The organism is Sutterella seckii, from assembly GCF_009183815.1.
Classification (GTDB): domain Bacteria; phylum Pseudomonadota; class Gammaproteobacteria; order Burkholderiales; family Burkholderiaceae_F; genus Sutterella; species Sutterella seckii.
In genome coordinates, this window is record NZ_WEHX01000158.1 from 1 (window position 1) to 2,891 (window position 2,891).

At 59.0% G+C, this 2,891-nt stretch carries 3 protein-coding genes; 2 read left to right on the top strand and 1 reads right to left on the bottom strand.

Annotation, left to right across the window (positions count from 1 at the left end):
• A partial coding sequence (gene aroF / locus GBM95_RS11465) for a 3-deoxy-7-phosphoheptulonate synthase (protein ID WP_152159216.1) occupies positions 1-870 on the bottom strand: 870 nt, incomplete at its 3' end.
• Between the two features lie 658 nt (positions 871-1,528).
• Here aroF and GBM95_RS11470 point away from each other — a divergent pair.
• Both GBM95_RS11470 and GBM95_RS11475 read left to right on the top strand, forming a co-directional pair.
• The gene (locus GBM95_RS11470) at positions 1,529-2,533 is read left to right on the top strand and encodes a cytochrome-c peroxidase (protein ID WP_152159217.1); all 1,005 of its coding nucleotides are present in this window, start codon (positions 1,529-1,531) and stop codon (positions 2,531-2,533) included.
• Positions 2,534-2,629: 96 nt separating this feature from the next.
• Positions 2,630-2,833 carry a hypothetical protein gene (locus GBM95_RS11475; RefSeq protein ID WP_152159218.1) on the top strand — a complete coding sequence of 68 codons (204 nt, stop codon included), beginning with the start codon at positions 2,630-2,632 and terminating at the stop codon, positions 2,831-2,833.
• The last annotated feature ends 58 nt before the right edge of the window (positions 2,834-2,891 follow it).

Below are 2,891 nucleotides of genomic sequence, written 5' to 3' on the forward strand. Positions count from 1 at the left end.
CGCAGCGGCGGCGGCCGCGGCCATCGCCGGCACGTAGCGCGCCACGCCCGTTGCATGGCTCGGGTCGATCACGACCGGGAGATGCGTGCGTTCGTGAAGAACCGGAATGACGGAGAGGTCGAGCGTATTGCGGGTGGCCGTCTCGTAGGTGCGGATGCCGCGTTCGCAGAGAACGATCTGGTCGTTGCCGCTCGCCATGATGTATTCGGCCGCCATGAGGAGCTCCTTCACCGTGGCGCAGAGGCCGCGCTTCAGGAGGATGGGCTTCTTCGTCTTCCCGAGTTCCTTCAGCATCTCGAAATTCTGCATCGAGCGGGCGCCCACCTGAATCATGTCGACATCCTCGAAGAGCGGAAGATGGTCGATGCTCATGATTTCGGTGACGATCGGGAGGCCCGTCGCGCGCTTCGCCTCAAGCATCAGCTCAAGGCCTTCCGCGCGAAGACCCTGGAAGTCGTAGGGCGACGTGCGGGGCTTGAAGGCGCCGCCGCGGAGCATCGTCGCGCCCGCCGCCTTGACGGCCTTTGCGATCCCGATGATCTGCTCGCGCGATTCGATCGAGCAGGGACCCGCCATCATCGCGAAGTGGCCGTCGCCCGTAAGGGCGCCGCCGGCGTTGACGACCGTGTTTTCCGGATGGAAGGCGCGGTTGGCGAGCTTGTAGGGATCCGAAATGCGGCGGATGGTTTCAACGTAGGGGAGCGCCTGAACCTGGTCGACCGGAAGGTGGCTGCGCGTTTCACCGATGATGCCGATCGCGACCTTTTCGGCGCCTTCCATGATGACGGGGCGGAGGCCGCGCGCCGCGAGGCGGTTTTTGATGTCGGTGATGTCGTTCGCGGTGGCGGTGGGCTTGAGGATAAGGATCATGATGCTCTCCAGCTTGTGTGATCTTTGCTTGGCCGGCCGAAGGTTCTTTTCAGTCCGGACAAATGGCTTTAAATGAAAGGGTGGTTGGTTGAAGATTTGCCGGCCCTTTCGCGCCGCTGGAGATTTGATGCCCTGGGGTTCTTTCCCGCCTTCGGGGAGAAGGTTCCTGAGAACCCGGGTATTAAAAAACCTGCGGCGTTTGAGACCGCAGGTTTTGTACTTCGTCTTCAGAGAGGTACGTGCAGCTCAACGCTTTGACGTAAAAAATCGCCAAAACGCGAAATAAAAGGATGCACGGTGAAGCGTCGTCATTTTTTGCTCGATGCTCTGAAAACGGGTGAAAACAGAAAAACTGTGGAATTCACTTTATCGATCGGACTGCGGTTTGAAAAGGCTTCCGGGAAGTGATTGCGGCACTCAATGATTTTGGTCAAGAGGAGCTAGGCAAACCTCCTCAGGGGAAATCCTGAGCGGCGGGAATCGAATGACGAGAAGCCTAGAGCAAGCGCTGATTTGATCAAGATTAGGGAACCCCTATTGACGGCCTAGATATTTAGTATTAGTAATAGCTGAAATTCTATTTCAGAATCCATGGCAATTAAAAAATGCTATTGCATAACGCAGTAGCGAAACTAATCCCTCTGAAAGGAGATCCCCCATGAAAAAGACCCTTGCTGCCATCGCGCTTGCCTCCGCCATGATGGCTTTCGGCCTTCCCGCCCAGGCTGCTGAACCGATCGACCCGATCGAACCGGTTGAAGTGAAGAACCCCGCGCTCGTCGAGCTCGGCAAGATGCTCTTCTTTGAACCCCGTCTTTCGCGTTCGGGCTTCATTTCCTGCAATAGCTGCCACAACCTCGCCACGGGCGGCGTCGACAACCTCGTGACCTCGATCGGCGACCGCTGGGCCCAGGGCCCGATCAATTCGCCGACGGTCCTCAACTCCTACGGCCAGATCGCCCAGTTCTGGGACGGCCGTGCGAAGACCCTCGCCGAACAGGCCGCCGGCCCGATCGCCAACCCGCTTGAAATGGCCTCCACCCATGAAATGGCCGTGAAGGTGATCTCCTCGATCCCGGGCTACGGCGAATACTTCAAGAAGGTCTTCGGCGACAGCAAGGTCGACATCCAGCGCATCACGGACGCGATGGCTGAGTTCGAACGCACGCTCGTCACCCCGAACGCCCGCTTCGACAAGTGGCTGAAGGGCGATAAGAACGCCCTCAATGCTCAAGAACTGAAGGGCTACAACCTCTTCAAGTCCTCGGGCTGCACGATCTGCCACAACGGCGCTCAGGTTGGCGGCCAGTCCTTCCAGAAGATGGGCCTCGTTCGTCCCTATCAGACGACCAACACCGCCGAAGGCGTGAAGGCCGTCTCGGGCCGCGACCAGGACCGCATGAGCTTCAAGACCCCGATGCTGCGCAACGTCGAACTCACCTATCCGTACTTCCATGACGGCGCCGTCTGGACGCTCGAGGAAGCCGTCGCCATCATGGGCGACGTGCAGCTCGGCCGCCGCTACACGAAGGAAGAGCTCGCCGACATCTCGGCCTTCCTGAAGACCCTCACGGGCGAACAGCCGAAGATCGAGTACCCGGTGCTCCCGCCCTCCGGCCCCGAAACCCCGAAGTTCAATCCCTGGGCTCCGGCTGCCAAGTGATTCTTCCTTTGAGGGGCGGGGCTTTTAAGCCCGCCCTTCGGTAAGGAATCCCGGCTTGTAACGGTGCGTCTGCTCTTTTCCGGAGCGGCGCACCGTTTGCTTTTTCAAGGACCCGGAATCTCAGGAACGCTCCCTGAGGCTGTCGATGTCCTCGTCTTCTTCGTCTTCTTCGTCCTCCTCATCATCGTTGTCTTCGACTTCCTCGAGGTCGTCGAGATCATCCATGCAGTCGAGATCGTCGAAATCATTCACCTCGATCTCGTCGTGGTGTGCCCGGCATGGGCGATTTCTATAGGGTGAAAGTCCCGATGAGCAGGAGGTAGTGCCAAGCTCACAGCCAGAGGCAAGGGTGTCCGTC